Source organism: Streptomyces nojiriensis (genome assembly GCF_017639205.1).
Classification (GTDB): domain Bacteria; phylum Actinomycetota; class Actinomycetes; order Streptomycetales; family Streptomycetaceae; genus Streptomyces; species Streptomyces nojiriensis.
Genome location: NZ_CP071139.1, coordinates 4,965,858 through 4,983,026, shown reverse-complemented (window position 1 = coordinate 4,983,026; position 17,169 = coordinate 4,965,858). Strand labels below are relative to the sequence as shown.

Here is a 17,169-nt window from a genome sequence, read left to right as displayed (position 1 = left end):
AGAGATGGAGACACGATGAGCAGGGCCACCGCGCCGGACCCCGAGCACACGACGCACGCCGCCGACAGCCACGGTCTGATCCGCGTGCACGGCGCGCGCGTGAACAACCTCAAGGACGTCAGCATCGAGATCCCCAAGCGCCGGCTGACGGTGTTCACCGGTGTCTCCGGCTCGGGCAAGAGCTCGCTGGTGTTCGACACGATCGCCGCCGAGTCCCAGCGGATGATCAACGAGACCTACAGCACCTTCGTCCAGGGCTTCATGCCCACGCTGGCCCGCCCCGAGGTCGACGTACTCGACGGACTCACCACCGCGATCACCGTCGACCAGCAGCGCATGGGCGGCGACCCCCGCTCCACGGTCGGCACCGCCACCGACGCCAACGCGATGCTGCGCATCCTCTTCAGCCGGCTCGGCACGCCGCACATCGGCCCGCCCAGCGCCTACTCCTTCAACGTCGCCTCCGTCCGGGCGAGCGGCGGCATCACGGTCGAGCGCGGCGAAGCCAAGACCAGGACGGTGAAGGCGACCTTCTCCCGCACCGGCGGCATGTGCGTGCGCTGCGAGGGCCGCGGCTCGGTCTCCGACATCGACCTCACCCAGCTCTACGACGACTCCAAGTCGCTCGCCGAGGGCGCGTTCACCATCCCCGGCTGGAAGTCCGACAGCTTCTGGACCGTACGGGTCTACGCCGAGTCGGGTTTCCTCGACCCGGACAAGCCGATCCGCAAGTACACCAAGAAGGAGATGCAGGACTTCCTCTACCGGGAGCCCACCAAGGTCAAGGTCGAGGGCGTCAACCTCACCTACGAGGGCCTCATCCCCAAGATCCAGAAGTCCTTCCTGTCCAAGGACAAGGAAGCGATGCAGCCGCACATCCGGGCCTTCGTGGAACGGGCGGTCACCTTCACCGTCTGCCCCGAGTGCGAGGGCACCCGGCTCAGCGAGGGCGCCCGGTCCTCGAAGATCAAGAAGATCAGCATCGCCGACGCCTGCACCATGCAGATCAGCGACCTGGCCGAGTGGGTACGCGGCCTCGCCGAGCCCTCGGTGGCCCCGCTGCTCACCGCACTGCAGCTCACCCTCGACTCGTTCGTGGAGATCGGCCTCGGCTACCTCTCGCTCGACCGGGCCTCCGGCACGCTGTCCGGCGGCGAGGCGCAGCGCGTCAAGATGATCCGCCACCTCGGCTCCTCGCTCACCGACGTCACCTACGTCTTCGACGAGCCCACCATCGGCCTGCACCCGCACGACATCCAGCGCATGAACGACCTGCTGCTGCGGCTGCGCGACAAGGGCAACACCGTGCTCGTCGTGGAGCACAAGCCGGAGACCATCGCGATCGCCGACCACGTCGTCGACATCGGCCCCGGCGCGGGCACCGCGGGCGGCACCGTCTGCTACGAGGGCACCGTCGAGGGGCTGCGCGCCGGCGGCACCATCACCGGCCGCCACCTCGACGACCGGGCCAAGCTCAAGGCGTCGGTGCGCAAGCCCACCGGCGCGCTGGAGATCCGCGGGGCCACGGCGAACAACCTGCGCGACGTCGACGTCGACATCCCGCTCGGAGTGCTCACGGTCGTCACCGGCGTCGCCGGTTCGGGCAAGAGCTCGCTGCTGCACAAGTCGCTCTCCCCCGACGCGGACGTGGTCTCCATCGACCAGGGCGCGATCCGCGGCTCGCGCCGGAGCAACCCGGCGACCTACACCGGGCTGCTCGACCCGATCCGCAAGGCGTTCGCCAAGGTCAACGGGGTGAAGCCGGCCCTGTTCAGCGCCAACTCCGAGGGTGCCTGCCCCACGTGCAACGGCGCCGGCGTCATCTACACCGACCTGGCGATGATGGCCGGCGTCTCGACCACCTGCGAGGACTGCGAGGGGAAGCGGTTCGAGGCTTCGGTGCTGGAGTACCACCTCGGCGGCCGCGACATCAGCGAGGTGCTCGCGATGTCGGTGACCGAGGCCGAGGAGTTCTTCGGCGCGGGTGAGGCGCACACCCCCGCCGCGCACCGCATCCTCACCCGGCTCGCCGACGTCGGGCTCGGCTACCTCAGCCTCGGCCAGCCGCTCACCACGCTCTCCGGCGGCGAGCGGCAACGGCTCAAGCTGGCCACCCACATGGCGGAGAAGGGCGGCGTCTACGTGCTCGACGAGCCGACCACCGGCCTGCACCTCGCCGACGTGGAGCAGCTGCTCGGCCTGCTCGACCGGCTGGTCGACTCCGGGAAGTCGGTCATCGTCATCGAGCACCACCAGGCGGTCATGGCGCACGCCGACTGGATCATCGACCTCGGTCCCGGTGCCGGTCACGACGGCGGCCGGATCGTCTTCGAGGGCACCCCCGCCGACCTCGTGGAGGACCGCTCCACCCTCACCGGCGAGCACCTCGCGGCGTACGTCGGCGCCTGACCGGCGCCCCTCCCCGGACCTCCGGCCCGGACCTCCAGCCACTGCGGTGGCAGAGGTCCGGGGAGCTGCCCAGCGTGGTCGGCGGACGTATCGGTACCCCCCACGACCGAAGGTGCGACCTCCATGACAGACAAGCCCGCCATCGTCCTGGTCCACGGATTCTGGGGCGGCGCCGCCCACTGGGCCAAGGTCATCCCCGAGCTCCACCGGCGCGGGTTCGCCTCCCTGCACGCGGTGGAGAACCCGCTGACCTCACTGGCCGACGACGCCGAGCGCACCCGCAAGATGGTCCGCCAGATCGACGGTCCGGTGCTGCTCGTGGGGCACTCGTACGGCGGCGCGGTCATCACCGAGGCCGGGGACCTGCCGAACGTGGTCGGGCTGGTCTACGTGGCGGCGTTCGCCCCGGACGCCGGGGAGAGCCCCGGGCAGATCAGCCAGGAGCTGCCCCCCGCCGCGTTCGAGAACATCGCGCCCGACTCGGACGGCTACCTGTGGATCAAGCAGGACAAGTTCCACGAGAGCTTCGCGCAGGACCTCTCGGCGCAGGAGTCGCTGGTCATGGCCGTGACCCAGAAGGCTCCGCCCGGTTCGACCTTCGGGGACGACGTCACCGCGCCGGCCTGGAAGACGAAGCCCAGCTGGTACCAGGTGTCCACGGCGGACCGGATGATCCACCCCGACAACGAGCGGCGGATGGCCGAGCGGATGAAGCCCCGCAAGGTGATCGAGCTCGACGCGGGCCACGCCTCGCTCGCCTCGCAGCCCGTACCGGTCACTGATCTGATCGAAGAGGCCGCGCTCGCCGTGTCCGCGCCCTGACCGGGAGCGCGCGCCCGCGGCGCGCGAGCCGGGCGCAGCGAGAGGGCCGGGCGCAGCAGCCCAGAGGGCCGGAGTGCGGGGCCCACAGGGCCCCGGCCGCGGCCGGGTCGCCCGCGAGCGGCCGGGGCGGCGGCAGCACCCGCCGCCCCAGCGGGCCCAGCGTCAGCAGGTGCCGCCCGTCGGCCGGCGCGTCCTGCGGGTCCTGCGGGTCCGGATCGCCCCGGCCACCCGGCGCGTCCCGTGTACCCGGTGTGGTCACCGGGGCACGGTGAGCGTCCATGCGCCGGGACGCAGGGTCCACGTACGGCGGCGGACCGGGCCGGTCAGTGCCGCGTCGGCGCGGTAGCGGAAGTCCGCGCCCGACACCGTCACCGTCTTCGCCCGGGCCGTCACCGTCGATTCGGCGGAGCCGCCGCCACCCGTCCGGACCACGACCTCCGCCGCGCCGCCGTCGTCCCGGGTGCGAACCGAGACGTCCTCCACGGGCCGGTCCACGTCCGCCAGCAGCACCCCGTCGGCCTCGACCCGCAGCCGGTGCCGGCTCGTGGCCACACCACCGGCCGCCGCCACCGGCCGGACCAGCGTCCGCACCAGCGAGCGGTACGCGCTCCACACCGACGGGCCGGTGGGCCGCGGGACCCCGTGCACCGGCGGGATCCGCAGCGCGCCGAGCACCACCCCGTCACTGTCGTCGACCAGCAGGTCACAGGCCCGCACCGACCCGTCGAGGACCGCCCGGGCCGCGGCGACGGCCGAAAGCGGCACGCCGAGGGACCGCGCCAGCCCCAGCGACCCCACCGGGCCGACCGGGACCAGCGCCAGGGGGCCCTCCCCCAGCCCGCGCTCCCGGTGCAGCAGCCCCACGGCGCGCACCAGGGCCCGGTCGTCACCGACGATCACCAGCCGCCGATGGCCCCGGCGGGCAAGAGCCCGCGCAAATTCCTCCTGCGAATCCGGGAGGCAGATTTTCGCTGCCGCGCCCGCTGACAACACATCCTTCGCGATCCGCACGGACTCGCCGTCAAGACGGCGGGCGACCGGGTCGACGAGCACGAGCAGGCCGCCTACCGGCGCGCCCGCTTGGCTCATGGTGGGCTCTGGAGCCGACACCTCGGTCCTTCCTCGGGTAGCATCTTTGTGCAAGAGGCCCTTGCGCTATTGCGCCAGGGCCTTCGTCTATTCCGGGGTACCGGTCCGACGGCTCAGCCTGCGGTGTACATCGTCGTACGCCCCCTGACCTTGGACATGCCCCATCCGGAAGAGGTGTACGCCTGTGCCCGCTCTTGTGCTGCTCGGAGCTCAGTGGGGTGACGAGGGCAAGGGAAAGGCCACCGACCTGCTCGGTGGATCCGTTGACTATGTAGTGCGCTACCAGGGCGGCAACAACGCCGGCCACACGGTCGTCGTCGGCGACCAGAAGTACGCGCTGCACCTTCTCCCTTCCGGCATCCTCTCCCCCGGATGCACCCCGGTCATCGGTAACGGTGTCGTCGTCGACCCCGCCGTCCTGCTCTCCGAGCTGCGCGGCCTGAACGAGCGCGGCATCGACACCTCCAAGCTGCTCATCAGCGGCAACGCGCACCTGATCACGCCGTACAACGTCACCCTCGACAAGGTCGGCGAGCGCTTCCTCGGCAAGCGCAAGATCGGTACCACCGGTCGCGGCATCGGCCCGACGTACGCGGACAAGATCAACCGCGTCGGCATCCGCGTCCAGGACCTCTACGACGAGTCGATCCTCGTCCAGAAGGTCGAAGCGGCGCTGGAGGGCAAGAACCAGCTCCTCGCGAAGCTCTACAACCGCCGCGCGATCGACGCCGCCCAGATCGTCGAGGAGATGCTCCAGTACGCGGAGCAGATCAAGCCGTACGTCGCCGACACCACCCTGATCCTCAACAACGCGCTGGACGAGGACAAGGTCGTGCTGTTCGAGGGCGGCCAGGGCACCCTGCTCGACGTCGACCACGGCACCTATCCCTTCGTCACCTCGTCCAACCCGACCGCCGGCGGCGCCTGCACCGGCACCGGCGTGGGCCCGACGAAGATCAGCCGCGTCATCGGCATCCTCAAGGCCTACACGACCCGAGTCGGCGCGGGCCCGTTCCCGACCGAGCTGTTCGACCAGGACGGCGAGGACCTGCGCCGCATCGGCGGCGAGCGCGGCGTGACCACCGGACGTGACCGCCGCTGCGGTTGGTTCGACGCGCCGATCGCACGTTACGCCACCCGTGTGAACGGCCTCACCGACTTCTTCCTCACCAAGCTGGACGTACTGACCGGCTGGGAGCAGATCCCGGTCTGCGTCGCGTACGAGATCGACGGCAAGCGCGTCGAGGAGCTGCCGTACTCGCAGACGGACTTCCACCACGCGAAGCCGATCTACGAATACCTGCCCGGCTGGTCCGAGGACATCACCAAGGCCAAGACCTTCGAGGACCTTCCGGCGAACGCCCAGGCGTACGTCAAGGCCCTGGAGGAGATGTCGGGCGCCCCGATCTCCGCGATCGGCGTCGGCCCCGGCCGTACCGAGACGATCGAGATCAACTCGTTCCTCTAGGAGATCCGGTCCCCCGGAGGGGCGGCAGGCGCACCCCGCGCCCGCCGCCCCTCCGGCGTTCCCGGAACGCCGCCCGGACCCGGAACGCCGAAAAGAAAAGTCCCGCCCCCCTGTCACATCCGCGCGCTCCCCTCCGTCAGTGCTGTGCAGACACCGACCGAAGGAGAGCAGCAGCCATGACGCACACGAACACCTCCCTCTCCCGGATGCCGAACCCGGCCGACTTCGTCCCCGAGCTGAACGACATCAGCGCCGCCCTCTTCCGGGCCACGGGCAACCGCTCGGTGCCGCGGACCACGATGAGCCTGGTCCACCTGCGCGCCGGGCAGATCGTCGGCAACACCTACCTGACCGTCCTGAACACCGGCTTCCTCCGCAAGGCCGGGGAGTCCGAGGAGCGCATCACGGCCGTCTCCTCCTGGCAGGACGCCCCCTGGTTCACGGCCGCCGAGCGCGCCGCCCTCGCCCTGGTGGAGGCCACCCTCCAGCCCGCCCCGCACGGCCGGGAGCGGGTCCCCGACGAGCTCTACGCCGAGGTCGCCGCGCACTACGACGAGAAGGCCCTCGCCACCCTCACCATCGCGATCGGGCAGATCAACTTCTTCATCGCCCTGGCCGTCATCGGCAAGCCGCAGCCGGTCGGCTCGCTGGCCGACGAGCAGTGGGGCTGAGGCCCCCGTAGGCCTCCGCGGGGCGGGGCGGGTCCGGTCTCGGGGGGCGGGTTCCGGGTGGGCGGAAATATGATGTGCACGAGCTTTTCGCGCAGCGGAAGCAGGGACGGATGGATGCACCTCGGAGCGTTCCGTGACTCCTCGCCGTGCCCCGCGGGCGGCCAGCGCCGACCTGCTCAGCACGCTCGGGCGGCTCGCCGACCAGGCCCGCCGCGGGGTGGAGCTGCAGCAGGCCCGGGTGGACCTGGCCGAGGCGCTGCAGAGCGAGATGCTGCCCGCCTCGCTGCCCGCACTGCCGGGCCTGCGGACCGCCGCACGGTACGCGCCCGCCCGGCACGGCCTGGACATCGGCGGCGACTGGTACGACGGCTTCCGGCTGCCCGAGGGCGCGCTCGCCTTCTGCATCGGTGACGTCCAGGGCCACGATGTGGAGGCGGCCGCCTTCATGGGGCAGATACGGATCTGCCTGCGCGCCGTGGCCGCCGTCGTCGTCGACCCGGGCGAGGTGCTGAGCCGGGCCAACGAGGTGCTGCTCTCCATGGACCGCGACCTCTTCGCGACCTGCAGCCTGCTCCGCTTCGATCCGGAGACACAGGAGCTGGAGACCGCCCGGGCGGGCCACGTCCCGGCGGTCTGGGCCACCGTCGACGGCGCGTACGGCATAGCCGAGGACGACGGCGGCCCGCCGCTGAACCTGGTGCCCGGGACGGGGTACGCGGTGACCCGGCGCCGGCTGACGCAGGCGGGGTCGATCGTGCTGCTCACCGACGGCGTGGTCGAGGGTCCGAAGTTCCCGATCGAGGTCGGACTGGAGCGGGTGGCCAGGGTGGTGCGGGAGGCCGCGGGCACCGATCCGGGCGAGCTGGCCGCCGAGGTGATGAAGGTGGCCGACTCCACCGGCCACGCCGACGACGCCGCCGTACTGGTGCTCAGCCACGACGCCCGGCCCGATCCGGAAGACGGCCCCTAGCGCGTGTCACGGCCCGTGGGGGCGCCGGGCTGTTGTCTGATGCTGTGGTGCGCACCGAGGGATGGCGACGTCTGCCCGCAGCTCTGCTGCCGATCCTCGCGGTCGCCGTCGCCTACTACCTGGGCGGGCTGATCGGGCTGTACCAGCGTGTGGTCGTCAACGACGCCGAGGTCACCCCCCTGTGGCTGCCGACGGGCATCGCGCTGACCTCCCTGCTCTGGCTGGGCCTGCGGGCGTGGCCGGGGATCGCGCTCGGTACGTACCTCACCATCGAGCAGATCACCGATTTCGACCCGCCCGGTCTGATCATCGTCGCGGGGAACGTCCTCGCCCCCGTGTGCGCGTACCTGATGCTCCGCCGGGTCGGTTTCCGCACCGAGATGGACCGGCTGCGGGACGCCCTGGCGCTGGTCTTCCTGGGCGGCCTGCTGCCCATGCTGATCAGCGCGACGATCGGGACCTGCGCGCTGGTGCTCACCGGGGACCTGCCGGCGTCGCAGTTCTGGCCGGTCTGGTCGGCCTGGTGGGCCGGGGACGCGATGGGCGTGCTCGTGCTGACCCCGGTGATGCTCGTCCTGCGCAGGCTCGTGACGGTCCGGCGGCCCCGGGAGGGCTACCGTGCGGTCGAGGCGGTGGCCCTGGTGGTCGCCTCGGTCGCCGTCACGCTCGTGGCCACGCGGAGCCCCCTCTCGCTGCTCTTCCTCGTCTTCCCGCTGATCATCTGGGCGGCCGTACGCTTCCAGCTCGCCGGCAGCGCCCCGGTCACCCTGCTGGTGTCGGTCCTGTCGATCGCCGCGGCGACCGCCCACGACGGGCCGTTCGCCCACCACACCCTGCTCGAAATCATGATCAACCTCCAGGGCCTCAACGGTGCGGCGGCCCTGACCGGGCTGCTGCTCTCGGCCCTGGTCACCGAGCAGAACAACGTCCGCCTGAAGATCGAGCAGGTCTGCGAGGACCTGGCCGAACTGGTGGAACAACTGGCCCCGGGCAAATCGGATCGCTAGTCGGCCGGGTGTCGGAGGCGGGGGTTAGGGTCGTGGCGCGCGACACGGCCAAGGGGAGGCGCCCATGCCGTCAGGGCACCCGCAGCAGAAGGCCGCCCGGGCCCGCCCGTCCGGGCCCCGGCCGCTGGCGCCGATCCCCTTCGACGTGGAGGCGGTCTTCCCGGAACTGACCGGCTCGGCCCGCGAGGTCACCCTGCTCTATCCCCGGGCGGGAAGGCCGGGCCCGGGTGACAGCTCCCTCGGCGGACCGCTGCTGTGGCCGGCGGACGAGCCCTGGCCGATGTGCGCCGAACCGGGCCACTACAAGCCGCTCGGCCCGCCCGTCGGGCCGGAGCCCGTCGCGATGGTCCCGGTGGTCCAGCTGTACGCGCGGGACGTGCCCGGCCTGGTCTTCCCCGCCGGAGCCGACCTGCTGCAGATCCTGTGGTGCCCGCTCGTCCACGACGAGGCCCCGTACGCGGCCGCCCCCCGGCTGCACTGGCGCAGCACCGGGCCGACGGCCGCCCGCGCCACTTCCGGGGAAGCACCGCGCCCGCACACCGCGGATGAGGAGTTCCTGCCCCGCCCCTGCACGGTGTCCCCCACACCTGCGGTCGAGTACCCGAACCAGGACCTGCCGGACGGGCTCGGCGAACTGCTCGACGAGCGGTTCGAGGCCCTTCGGGAGGAACGGGGCTACGGCTACTTCGACGTGGCCACCACGCAGCAGAGCAAGGTCGGCGGCTACCCGGGGTGGACCCAGCAGCCCGACTGGCCCGGCTGCGCGGGCTGCGGCACCCGTATGGAACACCTGCTCAGCGTCACCGCGACCGAACCGGGCGCGGGCCGCTGGCTCCCCCTGGACGACCGGAACCCCCGCCAGGAGGGGGCCGCGACCCCGTCCTGGCGGGCCGAGGCGGACCCCGCCGCCCTGGACGGGTTCGGGCACGGCATGGACATGGGCGACCTCGGCGGCATGTACTTCTTCGTCTGCCGCCGCTGCCCGGACACCCCGTACGCCCACCGCTACGACTGCTGAGCACCGGCCTGCCGTACGGGTGCGCCGCCGGGCGCTACCAGGCCAACTGCGAGATCTCCTCGGCGACCACCGCGCACGCGTCCGCCGCCGGGTCGATCAGCGGGAAGTGACCGACCGCGTCCAGCAGGGTCAGCCCGACCATCTCCCCCGCCTTCGCGGCCGCCGCCACGTACGCCTCGGCCACCTGCTGCGGGACCACGATGTCGTCCCGGCCCTGGACCACCGCCGTGGCGATCCCCGTCGGCAGCAGCGCCGCCGGATCGGCGTACGGCAGCCGCTCGTCCCAGTGGTCGGCCCCGCCCAGCAGCTGCGCGCTCGCGCCGCCGCACACGCCCAGTTCCTCCGCCACCGTGAAGTCCGCGATCGGGGCCAGCGCCACCACGCCCCGCAGCATCGGCGCGGAGGGCAGTCGCCACGGGGAGCCGGCCGGGAGCACGTGCCGGGCCGCGGCCCACAGCGCGAGGTGGCCGCCGGCCGAGTGGCCGGTGACGACCGTGCGGCGTACGTCGGCCTGCGGGAGCACGTCGGCCGCCAGACCCGGAAGTGCGTCCATCGCGGCGGCGACATCGTCGAAGGTCTCCGGCCAGCGCCCGGCGACCGGCCCGCCGGCGTTCTGGTGCGGAAGCGAACTGCCGCGCCGGTATTCGACGTTGGCCACGGCGAAACCGCGGCGGGCCAGGAAGTCGGCGAACGGTGTGACGTGTTGCCGGTCGTACGGGGCCCGCCAGGCACCCCCGTGCAGCAGCACCACGAGCGGGGCCGGCTCCCGGGTGTCGCCGCGCGGGGCGTAGAAGTCGACGACGTGGTCGGGGTGTTCCCCGTACGCGGCGGTCGCGTCCGGCGCCACGGCCGGGTGGGCGAAGGCCGAGGCGGCCTCCGCGGCATCCCGTTCCACTGCGGCGGGGTCCGTCATCGGCTCAACCTCTCGGTAACGCGTGGGACAGCGGGGACAGATGTTCCGGTGTTCCGGCAGAGCGGGACCGTATCAGTCTGGAACACCGGCTTCCGTGCGGGGCCCGGAATATGACCGGGCGGACGGGGCCGTAGCCCCGCCCGCCCGGTGATGTGACGTTTCGCTACCGAGTCACCCGAAAATGTGACCCAGTGTCCGCGCGGCGCGCTCGGCGTCGGCGAAACCGACGTAGAGCGGGGTGAAGCCGAAGCGCAGGACGTCGGGTGCCCGGAAGTCACCGATGACGCCGCGCGCGATGAGCTCGCCCATGACCTCGCGGGCGTTCTCGGTCCGCAGCGAGATCTGGCTCCCGCGGCGGCCGTGCTCGGCCGGGGTGACCGACTCGACCCGGCCCTGCGGGACGTACGCCGCCACGCATTCCAGGAAGAAGTCGGTCAGCGCGAGGGACTTGGCCCGTACGTCTTCGACGGACACCCCGTCCCAGGCGTCGAGCGCCGACTCCAGGGCCAGCATGGACAGGATGTCCGGCGTGCCGACGCGGCCACGGGTCGCGCCCTGGGCCGCCTCGAAGGCCGGGGTCATCGCGAACGGATCCGCGTGGCCGTTCCAGCCCGGGAGCGGGGAGTCGAAGCCGGCCTGGTGGCGGGCGGCGATGTACAGGTACGCGGGCGCGCCGGGGCCGCCGTTGAGGTACTTGTACGTGCAGCCCACCGCGAGGTCGACGGCGTGCGCGTCGAGGCCGACGGGGAGGGCCCCTGCGGAGTGGCACAGGTCCCAGACCGTGATCGCCCCGGCGGCGCGGGCCGCCGCGGTGAGGGCGGGGAGGTCGTGGAGCCGTCCGCTGCGGTAGTCGACGTGGTTGAGGAGGACCACGGCGGTGTCCGCGTCCATGGCCTCGGCCGCGTGCGAGGGGTCCACCGGGACGACGGTCAGGCCCGTCATCCTGGCCGCCGACTGCGCGATGTAGCCGTCGGTGGGGAAGGTGGCGGCGTCGACCAGCAGCTTCGTCCGGCCGGGTGCCGCGAGACGGGCGGCGCCGACCAGGGCCTTGAAGAGGTTGACGCTCGTGGAGTCGCCGACGACCACCTGGCCGGGGGCCGCGCCGATGAGCGGGGCGAGCTTGTCGCCGATCCGCTCGGGCGCGGTCCACCAGCCGCTCTCGTCCCAGGACCGGATGAGGAGCTCGCCCCACTGCCTGGCGACGACGTCGGCGGTGGTGTCCGCGACACCGGCCGGGAGGGCGCCGAGGGAGTTGCCGTCCAGGTAGACGACGCCGTCGGGGAGGGTGAAGCGCTCGCGGAGCTTCGCGAGCCCGTCGGCGGCGTCCAGCTCGGCCGCGCGGGCGCGGAGGTCCGCCGCTATGTCCGTGGAATCGTCAGACATAGCTGCGCGCCGTCCAGAGCTCCGGGAAGACGTTCTTCGTCGCGCGCTTCTCCAGCCAGGTCACGCCGGCCGAGCCGCCCGTGCCCGTCTTCGCGCCCATCGCGCGGCGGGTGGCCACCAGGTGGTCGTTGCGCCAGCGCCAGACGAGCTCGGCGACGTCCGTGAGGACCTCGCCGAGGCGGTGCAGGTCCACGGTCTCGTTGTCGTCCGGGGCGGCGTACAGGCCCGTCCAGACGGCCTCGACCTCGGCCGAGGGCTCGTAGCGCAGCGACAGGTCGCGGTTCAGGACGGCGTCCGGGACCGGCAGGCCGCGGCGGGCGAGCAGGCGCAGCACCTCGTCGTAGAGGCTGGGCTCGTGCAGGGCCTTCTCCAGCTCCGCGTGGACGCGCGGGGCGCCCCGGTGCGGGACCAGCATGGAGGAGGACTTCTCGCCGAGCAGGAACTCCATCCGGCGGTACATCGCCGACTGGAAACCGGAGCCTTCGCCGAGGGCGGCGCGGTAGGCGTTGAACTGTCCCGGGGTGAGCTGGGCGAGCGGGCGCCAGGAGGCGTTGAGGGCCTCGAGCTCGCGGAGGGAACGTTTCAGCGCATCCATCGCGACCGGGATGCGGTCCTCGCGCAGGGCCTTCGCGGCGGTTTCCCACTCGTGGACGATGACCGTGAACCACAGCTCCATGACCTGGGTCGTGACCAGGAAGACCATCTCGCCCGGGTCGTCCGAGCGGAGGTGCTGGAGGTGGGTGAGGACGTCCGCCTGGACGTAGTCCTCGTACGGGGTCGTGCCGTCGAAGTCGAGGTTCGGGGTTTCCGACCCGCCGACTCCGGAGGCATCAAGGGTTTTCGACATCGCTGTCTCCTCGACACGTGCTTCCGGGTAGCGGTCCGCCCCTTCCGTGAGGTGAGTGGAGCCCCGGTCCCCTGCCCGCAGCATAGGACACCGGCGCGCCCGCGCTCCAGCGGAGAGTGACACAGACCACACAATTTCGGTGCGTGTCACTCCCCGCCGTACGGGATCAGGCGCTCAGCGTGTCCGCGGCCGTCGGGGACGAGTCGCGCAGGAAGGTCGAGCAGCGCTCGTACTCCTCCTTCTCACCGATCGCCTCGGCCGCGCGGGCCAGGGCGTGCAGGGCGCGCAGGAAGCCGCGGTTCGGCTCGTGCTCCCACGGCACGGGGCCGTGGCCCTTCCATCCGGCGCGGCGCAGCGCGTCGAGGCCGCGGTGGTAGCCCGTACGGGCGTAGGCGTACGACTCGACCGTGCTGCCGGCGGCGAAGGCCTCGTCGGCGAGGATCGCCCAGGCGAGGGACGACGTAGGGTGCGCGGCCGCCACCTCGACGGCGGGGGTGCCGGCGGCGATGGCCTCGCGGCCCGGCTCGTCGGGCAGGTGGGTGGGGGCGGGGCCCCCGAGCAGGTTCTGGTGAATGGACATGCCCCCAGTCTGCCGGGTGCGGTGGTCCGCGAAACCCGCTGTCCCCTCGCTGTCGCCGCCCCGCCGTATGCGCTGGTCCGCGGCCCCACGCCCCTGCCGCGTCACTCGCATTGCCGGGTGCGGGCCCTTGACGTGGGGAGGGGCCGGGCCAGTTCGCGGGGGCGGTCGCCCCGACCGGCTCGCGGGGCGCGTGCGGACACGATGTCAGGGCCGGCTGCGTTGCGGAACAGTCGCACCGGAAGGCCTCGTTCGGACCGTGCGGCAGCCGCGCGCCGCGGCCCGGCGCGGTGTCGGGCCGGGGAACGCCGCAGGGCCCGGCCTCCGTCGTGGGACGGGGGCCGGGCCCTGCGGTGCGGCTCGCCGGGGGCGGCTACTTCAGCTTGGTACCGGTGGAGCGCAGGTTCGCGCACGCCTCGGCGACGCGCGCGGCCATGCCCGCCTCGGCGGCCTTGCCCCAGGTGCGGGGGTCGTACTTCGACTTCGTGCCGACCTCGCCGTCGACCTTCAGCACACCGGCGTAGTTGCTGAACATGTGGTCCACGACCGGGCGGGTGAAGGCGTACTGGGTGTCGGTGTCGAGGTTCATCTTCACGACGCCGTTCTCCAGCGCGGTGGCGATCTCCTCGGCCGTGGAGCCCGAGCCGCCGTGGAAGACGAAGTCGAACGGCGAGGCCTTGCCGTACTTCTCGGCGACACCGGCCTGGAGGTCCTTGAGGAGCTCGGGGCGCAGGACGACGTTGCCCGGCTTGTAGACGCCGTGCACGTTGCCGAAGGAGGCGGCCAGCAGGTAGCGGCCCTTCTCGCCCAGGCCGAGGGCCTCGGCGGTACGGATCGCGTCGTCGACGGTGGTGTACAGCTCGTCGTTGATCTCGTGGGTGACGCCGTCCTCCTCGCCGCCGGTCGGGGTGATCTCGACCTCAAGGATGATCTTGGCGGCGACGGCCTTGGCGAGCAGCTCCTGGCCGATGGCCAGGTTGTCGGCCAGGGTCTCGGCGGAGCCGTCCCACATGTGCGACTGGAAGAGCGGGTTCAGACCACGGGCCACGCGCTCGGCGGAGATGTCGAGCAGCGGACGTACGTAGCCGTCCAGCTTGTCCTTCGGGCAGTGGTCCGTGTGCAGGGCGACCGTGATGTCGTACTTGGCGGCCACGATGTGCGCGAACTCGGCCAGGGCGACAGCGCCGGTGACCATGTCCTTGTTGTGCTGGCCACCCAGGAACTCCGCACCACCGGTGGAGATCTGGATGATGCCGTCGCTCTCGGCCTCCGCGAAGCCCCGCAGGGCAGCGTGCAGGGTCTGGGAGGAGGTCACGTTGATGGCCGGGTAGGCGAACTTGCCTGCCTTCGCCCGGTCGAGCATCTCGTTGTAGACCTCGGGGGTTGCGATGGGCATCTGCCGGCTCCTTGGATGTGCGGGAGTGTGCTTATTGCGGGCCCTGACCTGGGGGCGACGTCATCGTCGCGCCTATCTTTCCAGACTCAGCGCAGGGGTCCAGACTGCCGGTCTCACGTGGTGGGCGAACGGCCCGGGAAGTTTCACGTGAAACATCCCGGGCGCCCGGGAAAGAGCAGGTCAGGCCGGCCCCAGGGGCGGCCGAGAGCCTTCGTCACCAGTTGTCGCGGTGGCCGGACGGAGCCGGGACCGGAGCTGACCCGGGGCCGGGGCCGACCCGGGGCCGGAGCCGACCCGGGGCCGGAGCCGACCCGGGGCCGGGCGTCGCGGGCCCGGCAAGATCCGGAAGAGACGGCCTAGGACAGGCCGAGGTCCTGAAGGAGGTATCCGGTGAGGTAGGGCAGGTTGGCCGCGGCGATCGCGTCGGCCGCACCGCGGTCGACGATCGTGGCGACGGCGACGACCTCGCCTCCGGCCTCGCGGACCGCCTCGACGGCGGTCAGCGGGGACCCGCCGGTGGTCGAGGTGTCCTCGACCACCAGGCAGCGCTTGCCCTTCACGTCGGTGCCCTCGATACGGCGCTGCATGCCGTGGGCCTTCTGCGCCTTGCGGACGACGAAGGCGTCCAGGCGCTCACCGCGCGCGGCGGAGGCGTGCAGCATCGAGGTCGCGACCGGGTCGGCGCCCAGGGTCAGACCGCCGACGCAGTCGAAGTCGAGGTCGGCCGTGAGGTCGAGCATGACCTGGCCGACCATCGGGGCCGCCTCGCCGTCGAGGGTGACCCGGCGGAGGTCGATGTAGTAGTCGGCCTCGAGACCGGAGGAGAGGATCACCTTGCCGTGCACGACGGCCTTGTCCTTGATCTGCTGCAGAAGCGCATCGCGTACGTCACTCATGCCTCTGAGCTTAGAGGGGGCCCGGTGGAGGTCCTAGCCGAGCCGGCGCCACGTCCAGGTGGTGGAGACCTCCAGCGGATCCACCGGGGTGACCAGGCGCGGGAGGGTGTTCAGCCCGTTCGGCGGACCCGACTGGGGCTCCACGCAGACGGCCTCGGGCTCCTCGTCGTAGATGACCACCCATTCGGCCCGGCTGGTGACCCGCAGTGCGAGGGCGCCGGGCCAGGTGAGGGTGACGTCGACGCCGTGCGGCATGCCGAAGCAGTCGTCCCAGGGGCGGGGCTTCGGGTCGATCCGGTTGCCGGTGGGGATGTGGTCGGCGCCGCGCTCCTCCTGCCACGCGGGCTCGAAGGAGACCTCCGCGTCCGGGCCGCCCGCCTCGAGGTTGCGCAGGAACCAGGGGTGCCAGCCGACCTGGGCCGGGAAGGAGTCCCCGTACGTCTCGACGCCCATGGTGAGGGTCAGCGAGTCCTCGGTGAGCGTGACGACCTGGGTCACCCGGCCGGGGTACGGCCACGGGTCGGTGAGGTCGTAGGCGAAGGCGGCCTCGGTGGCGGTGGCCCCGGCCGGGCGCCAGGGCGCGTCGCGGGCGAAGCCGTGGAGAGCGTGCGGCGGGTGGTTGAGCGGCATCTGATGGACGGTCGCGCCGTCGCGGAACTGCCCGTTCGCCGTCCGGCCGCACCAGGGGACCATCGGGAAGGCCCCGAACGTCGGGCCCTGGCGCAGCAGTTCCGTTCCGTCGATGCGCAGGCTGCTGATCCGGCAGCCGTTCTGCTGGTCGACCGTCACCTCGGCGCCGCCGGCGCTCAGTTGCGTACTCATGCGGTCGACCCTAATGCGGGCCGGGCCCTCTGATCAGCGACGGCGCCGCAGTGCGCGGCCGATGACAACCGCCGAGGCGAGCGCGAAGGCGGCGGCCGGGGCGATCCAGCGCAGGCTGTCGCCGGCGCCGGCGGAGGCGGGCGCGGGGACCGGGGCGTACCGGCCGCGCGGCGGCGCGTGGTCCACCTCCTCCGCACTGCGGCCGATCATGGTGCGGCGGGCGTGGGCGGCCTCGGCCGGGGGCCTCGGGGCCCCGTCGGAGCCCTCGAACCGACCGGCGAGGAAGGGGTCCAGGGACGGCGGCGGTACGTCGGTCTCGAAGAGGGAGGCGGTGACCTCGGTGCCGTCGTCCTCGACGAACCCGGGCCCCGCTCCGCCCTCCGCCTCCTCGGCCTCGGCCACCGGGTCGCCCACGGCGTCGGGAGCGGAGCCGAGGACCAGCAGTCCCGCGGCCCGGTCCAGCAGCCGGCGCACGGCGGTGGCCGCGGCCTCGGGCGGGAAGGCGGCGGCGCGCCCGTCGGCGGTGACCTCGGCGTGGAAGTCCAGCCGGGTCCCGTCCGGGACCGGGGTCAGCCGCAGGTCGAGGGCGAACTTCACGCTCCCGCTGCCCCGGGCTTCCGTGCCCTCGCCCTCGAAGGCGAAGTGCCCGGGATCGCGCTCGGTGACGGCCAGGGCGCCCCGGTAGGTCACGGTGCTCCCGCCGACCCGGACCTTGAGCCGGCCCGAGACCGGCCCGGCGTCGGTGTCGGCGTCCTGCTGGAGTCCCGGCACGCACCGGGCCACCCGGGCGGGGTCGCGCAGCACGGCGCGGAGATCGTCTGCCGGTACCGGGACGAACACCTGATGCTCCATGTGGTCGAGCCTACCGACGAGACCGCACC

General features: G+C 72.4%; 16 protein-coding genes. 7 read left to right on the top strand and 9 right to left on the bottom strand.

Annotated features, from left to right (window positions below):
- Window positions 1-15 precede the first annotated feature (15 nt).
- The gene (locus JYK04_RS23285; RefSeq protein WP_189743808.1) at window positions 16-2,409 is read left to right on the top strand and encodes an ATP-binding cassette domain-containing protein; all 2,394 of its coding nucleotides are present in this window, start codon (window positions 16-18) and stop codon (window positions 2,407-2,409) included.
- A 123-nt stretch (window positions 2,410-2,532) separates the two neighbouring features.
- Window positions 2,533-3,231, top strand: coding sequence for an alpha/beta hydrolase (locus JYK04_RS23280; protein WP_189743806.1), 699 nt, complete (start codon window positions 2,533-2,535; stop codon window positions 3,229-3,231).
- Window positions 3,232-3,486: 255 nt separating this feature from the next.
- On the opposite strand, the gene JYK04_RS23275 is transcribed toward JYK04_RS23280, so the two are convergent.
- The gene (locus JYK04_RS23275) at window positions 3,487-4,320 is read right to left on the bottom strand and encodes a diacylglycerol kinase catalytic domain-containing protein (protein ID WP_189744136.1); all 834 of its coding nucleotides are present in this window, start codon (window positions 4,318-4,320) and stop codon (window positions 3,487-3,489) included.
- A gap of 184 nt (window positions 4,321-4,504) precedes the next feature.
- Between JYK04_RS23275 and JYK04_RS23270 the strand changes: the two genes are divergently transcribed.
- The 5 genes from JYK04_RS23270 to JYK04_RS23250 all read left to right on the top strand — a co-directional run bounded on the left by JYK04_RS23270 (window position 4,505) and on the right by JYK04_RS23250 (window position 9,454).
- A complete protein-coding gene (locus tag JYK04_RS23270; RefSeq protein ID WP_030010833.1) occupies window positions 4,505-5,788 on the top strand; it encodes an adenylosuccinate synthase in 1,284 nt (427 codons plus the stop codon).
- Window positions 5,789-5,964: 176 nt separating this feature from the next.
- Window positions 5,965-6,459, top strand: coding sequence for a carboxymuconolactone decarboxylase family protein (locus tag JYK04_RS23265; protein WP_189743804.1), 495 nt, complete (start codon window positions 5,965-5,967; stop codon window positions 6,457-6,459).
- Between the two features lie 133 nt (window positions 6,460-6,592).
- The gene (locus tag JYK04_RS23260; protein ID WP_189743802.1) at window positions 6,593-7,429 is read left to right on the top strand and encodes a PP2C family protein-serine/threonine phosphatase; all 837 of its coding nucleotides are present in this window, start codon (window positions 6,593-6,595) and stop codon (window positions 7,427-7,429) included.
- A 44-nt stretch (window positions 7,430-7,473) separates the two neighbouring features.
- On the top strand, window positions 7,474-8,436 hold the full coding sequence (locus JYK04_RS23255) for an MASE1 domain-containing protein (RefSeq protein WP_189743800.1): 963 nt from the start codon (window positions 7,474-7,476) through the stop codon (window positions 8,434-8,436).
- A 64-nt stretch (window positions 8,437-8,500) separates the two neighbouring features.
- Window positions 8,501-9,454 carry a hypothetical protein gene (locus JYK04_RS23250; protein WP_229876522.1) on the top strand — a complete coding sequence of 318 codons (954 nt, stop codon included), beginning with the start codon at window positions 8,501-8,503 and terminating at the stop codon, window positions 9,452-9,454.
- A gap of 34 nt (window positions 9,455-9,488) precedes the next feature.
- Here the strand turns inward: JYK04_RS23250 and JYK04_RS23245 are convergent, their stop codons facing one another.
- The 8 genes from JYK04_RS23245 to JYK04_RS23210 all read right to left on the bottom strand — a co-directional run bounded on the left by JYK04_RS23245 (window position 9,489) and on the right by JYK04_RS23210 (window position 17,140).
- Entirely contained in the window at window positions 9,489-10,367 is an 879-nt protein-coding gene (locus JYK04_RS23245) for an alpha/beta hydrolase (protein WP_189743798.1), read from the bottom strand.
- Window positions 10,368-10,538: 171 nt separating this feature from the next.
- A complete protein-coding gene (kynU, locus tag JYK04_RS23240; RefSeq protein WP_189743796.1) occupies window positions 10,539-11,750 on the bottom strand; it encodes a kynureninase in 1,212 nt (403 codons plus the stop codon).
- Window positions 11,743-12,597 (bottom strand): tryptophan 2,3-dioxygenase family protein, encoded by an 855-nt coding sequence (locus JYK04_RS23235; protein ID WP_189743794.1) that lies wholly within the window; start codon window positions 12,595-12,597, stop codon window positions 11,743-11,745. The genes kynU and JYK04_RS23235 overlap by 8 nt, the downstream gene beginning before the upstream one ends.
- A 166-nt stretch (window positions 12,598-12,763) precedes the next feature.
- Entirely contained in the window at window positions 12,764-13,177 is a 414-nt protein-coding gene (locus JYK04_RS23230) for a DUF3151 domain-containing protein (protein ID WP_030012083.1), read from the bottom strand.
- 370 nt (window positions 13,178-13,547) lie between these two features.
- On the bottom strand, window positions 13,548-14,570 hold the full coding sequence (fbaA, locus tag JYK04_RS23225; RefSeq protein WP_030755743.1) for a class II fructose-bisphosphate aldolase: 1,023 nt from the start codon (window positions 14,568-14,570) through the stop codon (window positions 13,548-13,550).
- A gap of 356 nt (window positions 14,571-14,926) precedes the next feature.
- A complete protein-coding gene (gene pyrE / locus JYK04_RS23220; protein ID WP_189743792.1) occupies window positions 14,927-15,466 on the bottom strand; it encodes an orotate phosphoribosyltransferase in 540 nt (179 codons plus the stop codon).
- A 33-nt stretch (window positions 15,467-15,499) separates the two neighbouring features.
- The gene (locus tag JYK04_RS23215; RefSeq protein ID WP_189743790.1) at window positions 15,500-16,288 is read right to left on the bottom strand and encodes an aldose epimerase family protein; all 789 of its coding nucleotides are present in this window, start codon (window positions 16,286-16,288) and stop codon (window positions 15,500-15,502) included.
- Window positions 16,289-16,321: 33 nt separating this feature from the next.
- Window positions 16,322-17,140 carry an SRPBCC family protein gene (locus JYK04_RS23210; protein WP_189743788.1) on the bottom strand — a complete coding sequence of 273 codons (819 nt, stop codon included), beginning with the start codon at window positions 17,138-17,140 and terminating at the stop codon, window positions 16,322-16,324.
- Window positions 17,141-17,169: the final 29 nt, after the last annotated feature.